Annotated in this window: 5 protein-coding genes; 3 read left to right on the plus strand and 2 right to left on the minus strand. The window is 66.9% G+C overall.

Annotation, left to right across the window (positions count from 1 at the left end; genetic code table 11):
- Together FFS27_RS25490 and FFS27_RS25495 are read right to left on the minus strand one after the other, a co-directional pair.
- The coding region (locus tag FFS27_RS25490) for a hydantoinase/carbamoylase family amidase (protein WP_137952279.1) at positions 1-726 on the minus strand (726 nt) is incomplete at its 3' end.
- A 58-nt stretch (positions 727-784) separates the two neighbouring features.
- Complete coding sequence (locus FFS27_RS25495) at positions 785-2275, minus strand: NCS1 family nucleobase:cation symporter-1 (RefSeq protein ID WP_003084674.1); 1491 nt, start codon at positions 2273-2275, stop codon at positions 785-787.
- A 615-nt stretch (positions 2276-2890) separates the two neighbouring features.
- Between FFS27_RS25495 and hydA the strand changes: the two genes are divergently transcribed.
- From hydA to preA, 3 genes are all read left to right on the plus strand, one after another.
- Positions 2891-4330: a dihydropyrimidinase gene (gene hydA, locus FFS27_RS25510; RefSeq protein ID WP_003099919.1), complete on the plus strand. Its 1440-nt coding sequence runs from the start codon at positions 2891-2893 to the stop codon at positions 4328-4330.
- Positions 4331-4424: 94 nt separating this feature from the next.
- Positions 4425-5792, plus strand: coding sequence for an NAD(P)-dependent oxidoreductase (locus tag FFS27_RS25515; RefSeq protein ID WP_003084667.1), 1368 nt, complete (start codon positions 4425-4427; stop codon positions 5790-5792).
- A partial coding sequence (preA, locus tag FFS27_RS25520) for an NAD-dependent dihydropyrimidine dehydrogenase subunit PreA (RefSeq protein WP_137952280.1) occupies positions 5789-6921 on the plus strand: 1133 nt, incomplete at its 3' end. The genes FFS27_RS25515 and preA, both read left to right, overlap by 4 nt.

Raw genomic sequence — 6921 nt, forward strand, 5'->3', positions numbered from 1 at the left:
GTGCATCGGCGTTGGCCCGGCGTGTGCCTCGACGCCGCGCAGGGACAGGTCGAACCATTTCTGCCCGAGCGCGCCGAGCACCACGCCGATGGTCTTCTCCTCGTCCTCGAGGATCGGCCCCTGCTCGATGTGCGCCTCGAAATAGGCGCCCACCGGATGCCCGAGGCAATCGCGCGCTCCCGCGTAGCCAATGGCGTCCAGCGCCTCGCCTACGCTGACACCGTCGGCATCGCGCTTGGCCAGGGTCTCCTCCAGGGTGAACTTCCCGGCGAATACGCCCGAGCCCATCATGCAGGGCGCGAAGCGCGAGCCTTCCTCGTTGGTCCACACCACCACCTCCAGCGGCACCTCGGTTTCCACCCCGAGGTCGTTGAGGGTGCGGATCACCTCGAGGCCGGCCATCACCCCGAAGCAGCCGTCGAACTTGCCGCCGGTGGGCTGGGTGTCGATGTGGCTACCGGTCATCACCGGGGGCAAGTCCGGGTTACGCCCGGGACGACGGGCGAAGATGTTGCCGACCCGATCGACGCTGACCGTGCAGCCGGCCGCTTCGCACCATTGCACGAAGAGATCGCGGGCCTGGCGGTCGAGATCGCTCAGGGCCAGGCGGCAGACCCCACCCTTGGCGGTGGCGCCGAGGCGGGCGAGATCCATCAGCGATTGCCAGAGGCGCTGGCCATCGATGTGTCGCTGGGTGGATTGCAGGACGTTCCGGGCAGTGCTCATTGTCGTCTCCTCAGGCTTGGAGTAGGTGTCGGCGGCTCGCCGGCCGCCTGTATGCCCATCAGGGCAGCGGTTTGGCCAGTGCCGCCGGGCTCCGCGCGCGGCGGCCGCAGAGGCCGTAGTAGAGCGCGCCGCCGAGCAGCGAGCCGGTGAACCAGCCGTAGTCGTAGAACCAGTGGAACTGGCGGTTGCCGAGGGCCATGACGGTCAGCGCCACCGGCACCGCGAAGGCGGCGAAGCCGGGCCAGTTCCAGGCCGGGTAGACGTCGTCGCGGTAGAGTCCGGCGAGGTCGAGGCGTTGCCTGCGCACCAGGAAGTAGTCCACCACCATGATCCCCGCGATCGGCCCGAGCAGGCTGGAGTAGCCGAGCAGCCAGTTGGAGTAGACGCTTTCCAGGCTGAGGTCGGAAACGATCCAGCCGAGCTTCTTCAGCAACTCGTGGGCCATCAGCGCCAGGCCGATGAAACCGGTGAGCCAGACGGCGCGGGTGCGGCCGATGAGTTTCGGTGCGATGTTCTGGAAGTCGTTGGTCGGCGAGACGATGTTCGCCGCGGTGTTGGTCGAGAGGGTGGCGACGATGATCAGCGCCATCGCCACCGCCACCCAGCCGGGGCTGGGGATGTGGCCGATCAGGCTGACCGGGTCGGAAACCGTCTCGCCCACCAGCGAGGCCGAGGCGGCGGTCATCACCACGCCGAGGGCGGCGAACAGGAACATGGTCAGCGGCAGGCCGAAGATCTGCCCGAGTATCTGGTCCTTCTGGCTGCGCGCATAGCGGCTGAAGTCGGGGATGTTCAGCGACAGCGTGGCCCAGAAGCCGACCATCGCCGTCAGCCCGGCCATGAAGTAGCCGGTGACGCTGGCGCCTTCCGGGCGCTTCGGCGGCTGCGCCAGCAGTTCGCTGACCGATATGTGCGGCAGCGCCCACACCAGCAGGCCGAGGCCGACCAGCACCAGCAGCGGTGCCGAGAGTGTCTCCAGCCATTTGATCGACTCCGCGCCGCGCAGCACCACCCACAGGTTCAGCCCCCAGAACAGGAGGAAACCGATCACCTCGCCGGTGCCGCCGAGGGCCTTCCAGGCGGGAAAGATCGAACCGAGAAAGAGATGGATCGCCAGCCCGCCGAACAGCGTCTGGATGCCGAACCAGCCGCACGCGACCACGGCGCGGATCAGGCATGGCACGTTGGAGCCGATGATGCCGAACGAAGCGCGCAGCAGCACCGGGAAGGGAATGCCGTAGCGGGTGCCGGCGAAGGCATTGAGGGTCAGCGGGATCAGCACCACCAGGTTGGCCAGCAGGATCGCCAGCAGCGCCTCGCCGACGCTGAGGCCGAAGTAGGCGGTGAGGACGCCGCCGAGGGTGTAGGTGGGCACGCAGATGGACATGCCGATCCACAGCGCGGTGATGTGCCACCTGTTCCAGGTACGCTGTTCCACCCGGGTCGGGGCGATGTCGTGGTTGTAGCGGGGACTGTCGAGTACGTCGCTGCCGGCGGACAGCTCGACCAAGCCGTCGCGCTCGGTCACTTCCGATCTGCTCTGTTGCATGGGCCTCTCCAGAATTCTTTTAGTTATTCGCTCATCGGGCTAATGCGATGGCCGGAGTACCGCACCACCAGTACTGCACCTCCGGTCCGGACAATGCCGTGGCGGGCGGCACTCAATAAGCGTGCCGAAAACCCCGCGACGTCACTGGGCAGGCCGGTCTACTGGAGGTAACCGACTGATCTGAAACACTTCATCGACAACGTCGGTGACACGCCGACGGGCAGTCCGGCGTGTCACCGGGGAAAATGCGCGAGCCTGTCGCCCCGGTCAGGAACCAAAGGAGTGCAGGCGAATTTTTTTCATCTCCCCACAACCGCTCGAACACGGCTTTCAAGCGGCTGATTTTGCATGGGAAATCTCGACCTTTTTGAGTTCTTGTCAAGCGCGTCAAAATGGTGAGAACCCTCACCATTTTGGTGATATTTATTTTTAATTATTTAAAATCAATAAGTTACAAACTCAAACAACCATTTTAAAATAATCTTGCTCAATCGATGATCAGCATCTAGATTCGAATCCTGTCAGCGCTGACAGGATTACAGAAGCCCTCGGCGCATGGCGAAAAAACAATTTCAAGAACCGGCAACGACCGGTCAGCCTGCGAGGAAAGACGGCATGTCCCTGTTGATCCGTGGCGCCACCGTGGTTACTCACGAAGAGAGTTATCGAGCCGACGTGCTCTGTGCCAACGGCCTCATCCAGGCCATCGGCGAGAACCTCGAAACCCCCTCCGGCTGCGACGTCCTCGACGGCGGTGGCCAGTACCTGATGCCGGGCGGCATCGACCCCCATACCCACATGCAGTTGCCCTTCATGGGCACGGTGGCCAGCGAGGACTTCTTCAGCGGCACCGCGGCCGGGCTGGCCGGCGGCACCACCTCGATCATCGACTTCGTCATCCCCAACCCGCGACAGTCGCTGCTGGAGGCCTTCCACACCTGGCGCGGCTGGGCGCAGAAATCCGCTGCGGACTACGGCTTCCACGTCGCCATCACCTGGTGGAGCGACGAGGTCGCCCGGGAAATGGGCGAGCTGGTGGCACAGCACGGGGTGAACAGCTTCAAGCACTTCATGGCCTACAAGAACGCCATCATGGCCGCCGACGATACCCTGGTGGCCAGCTTCGAGCGCTGCCTGGAGCTGGGCGCGGTGCCGACGGTGCACGCGGAGAACGGCGAACTGGTCTTCCACCTGCAGCAGAAACTCCTCGCCCAGGGCCTCACCGGCCCCGAGGCGCATCCGCTGTCGCGTCCGCCGCAAGTCGAGGGCGAGGCCGCCAGCCGTGCCATCCGCATCGCCGAGACGCTGGGTACGCCGCTGTACCTGGTGCATATTTCCAGCCGCGAGGCGCTGGACGAGATCGCCTATGCCCGCGCCAAGGGCCAGCCGGTCTACGGCGAGGTGCTGGCCGGGCACCTGCTGCTCGACGACAGCGTCTACCGCCACCCGGACTGGGCCACCGCGGCCGGCTATGTGATGAGCCCGCCGTTCCGTCCCGTCGAACACCAGGAAGCGCTGTGGCGCGGCCTGCAGTCCGGCAACCTGCATACCACCGCCACCGACCACTGCTGCTTCTGCGCCGAGCAGAAGGCCATGGGCCGCGACGACTTCAGCAAGATTCCCAATGGCACGGCCGGCATCGAGGACCGCATGGCGCTGCTGTGGGACGCCGGGGTCAACAGCGGGCGCCTGTCGATGCACGAGTTCGTCGCGCTGACCTCCACCAACACCGCGAAGATCTTCAACCTGTTCCCGCGCAAGGGCGCGATCCGCGTCGGCGCGGATGCCGACCTGGTGCTCTGGGACCCGCAGGGCAGCCGCACCCTCTCGGCCGCCACCCACCACCAGCGGGTCGATTTCAACATCTTCGAAGGTCGCACCGTGCGCGGCATTCCCAGCCACACCATCAGCCAGGGCAAGCTGCTCTGGGCCGCCGGCGACCTGCGCGCCGAACCCGGTGCCGGACGCTACGTGGAGCGCCCGGCCTACCCGTCGGTGTACGAAGTGCTCGGCCGCCGCGCCGAACGCCAGCGCCCGGTCGCCGTCGAGCGCTGATCCTTCCCGCAATACCGGACCGGCCCGTAGAGGCCGGACGGTGCCGTATTGCCGTTGACTGCCCCGAGAAGAAACCAGAAGAGAGGCTACAACCGTGATCGATTCCCTGAACCACCTCCCCCGTCCGGACGCCGGCGCGGACACGCTCGCCGAGCGCTTCGCCGACCTCGCACCGCCGCTCAATGCCCGCCAGGCCGCCCTGGAAAGCGCCCGCTGCCTGTACTGCTACGACGCGCCCTGCGTCAACGCCTGCCCGACCGAGATCGACATCCCCGGGTTCATCCGCAGCATCGCCCAGGAGAATGTCCAGGGCGCGGCGCAGAAGATCCTCTCGGCGAACATCCTAGGCGGCAGCTGCGCCCGCGTCTGCCCCACGGAAATCCTTTGCCAGCGGGCCTGCGTACGCAACAACGCCCAGGAATGCGCACCGGTGCTGATCGGCCAGTTGCAACGCTACGCCCTCGACCACGCCGGCTTCGGCGAACATCCGTTCAAGCGCTCGCCGGCCACCGGCAAGCGCATCGCCGTGGTCGGCGCCGGGCCGGCCGGGCTGTCCTGCGCCCACCGCCTGGCCATGCACGGCCACGACGTGGTGCTCTTCGAGGCCCGCGCCAAGGCCGGCGGCCTCAACGAGTACGGCATCGCCCGCTACAAGCTGGTGGACGACTTCGCCCGGCGCGAAGTGGAATTCCTCCTGCAGATCGGCGGTATCGAACTGCGCCACGGTCAGCGTCTCGGCGACAACCTGGCGCTCGGCGCCCTGCACGACGAGTACGACGCGGTGTTCCTCGGCATCGGCCTGGCCGCCAGCAAGCGCCTCGGCCTGGAAGACGAGGACGCCCCCGGCCTGCTCGCCGCCACCGACTACATCCGCGAACTGCGGCAGAGCGACGACCTGCTCGACCTGCCCGTCGCCGACCGTTGCATCGTCATCGGCGCCGGCAACACCGCCATCGACATGGCGGTGCAGATGAGCCGGCTCGGCGCCCGCGACGTCAACCTGGTCTACCGTCGTGGCTTCGAGGAAATGGGCGCCACCGGCCACGAGCAGGAGATCGCCAAGGCCAGCCAGGTGCGCCTGCTGACCTGGGCCCGACCGGAACGGGTACTGCTCGACGAGCATGGCCGGGTGCGCGGCATGCGCTTCGCCCGCACGCGCCTGGAGAACGGTCGCCTGGGCGACACCGGCGAGCACTTCGAACTGGCCGCCGACGCCATCTTCAAGGCCATCGGCCAGGCCTTCGAAGGCGCCAGCCTGGGCGATCCGCTGGCAGCGCAACTGCGGCGCGACGGCGAGCGCATCCAGGTCGACGGACAGATGCGCACCAGCATCCCCGGCATCTACGCCGGCGGCGACTGCGTGGCGCTCGGAGAGGACCTCACCGTGCAGGCGGTGCAGCACGGCAAACTGGCGGCGGAAGCGATCCACGCCCAACTCATGCTCAACGTGGAGGCTGCGTGATGGCCGACCTGTCTATCGAATTCGCCGGCATCAAGTCGCCCAACCCCTTCTGGCTGGCCTCCGCGCCGCCCACCGACAAGGCCTACAACGTGGTCCGCGCCTACCAGGCGGGCTGGGGCGGGGTGGTCTGGAAGACCCTCGGCGAAGACCCCGCGGCGGTCAACGTGTCGTCGCGTTATTCCGCGCACTTCGGACCGAACCGCCAGGTGCAGGGGATCAACAACATCGAGCTGATCACCGACCGCTCGCTGGAGATCAACCTGCGCGAGATCGCCCAGGTGAAGAAGGACTGGCCGGACCGCGCGCTGATCGTGTCGCTGATGGTGCCCTGCGTCGAGGAGTCGTGGAAATACATCCTGCCGCTGGTGGAAGCCACCGGCGCCGACGGCATCGAGCTGAACTTCGGTTGCCCCCACGGCATGCCCGAGCGCGGCATGGGCGCGGCGGTGGGCCAGGTACCGGAGTACGTGGAGATGGTCACCCGCTGGTGCAAGACCCACTGCTCGCTGCCGGTGATCGTCAAGCTCACCCCCAACATCACCGACATCCGCCAGTCGGCGCGCGCCGCCCATCGCGGCGGCGCCGACGCGGTGTCGCTGATCAACACCATCAACTCGATCACCAGCGTCGACCTGGAGCGCATGGTCGCCCTCCCCGCGGTCGGCACCCAGAGCACCCACGGCGGCTACTGCGGCTCGGCGGTGAAGCCGATCGCCCTGAACATGGTCGCCGAGATCGCCCGCGACCCGCAGACCCGCGGCCTGCCGATCTGTGGCATCGGCGGTATCGGCAGTTGGCGCGACGCAGCGGAATTCGTCGCGCTCGGCTGCGGCGCGGTGCAGGTATGCACGGCGGCGATGCTGCACGGCTTCCGTATCGTCGAGGACATGCAGGACGGTCTCGCGCGCTGGATGGACAGCCATGGCTACCAGCGGCTGTCCGACTTCAGCGGCGGCGCGGTGGGCAATACCACCGACTGGAAGTACCTGGACATCAACTACCAGGTGATCGCCCGCATCGACCAGGACGCCTGCATCGGTTGCGGCCGCTGCCATATCGCCTGCGAGGACACCTCGCACCAGGCCATCGCCAGCCTGCCCCGGGCCGACGGTACGCACCGCTACGAAGT

The organism is Pseudomonas sp. 2VD (assembly GCF_005503585.1).
GTDB lineage: Bacteria > Pseudomonadota > Gammaproteobacteria > Pseudomonadales > Pseudomonadaceae > Pseudomonas > Pseudomonas aeruginosa.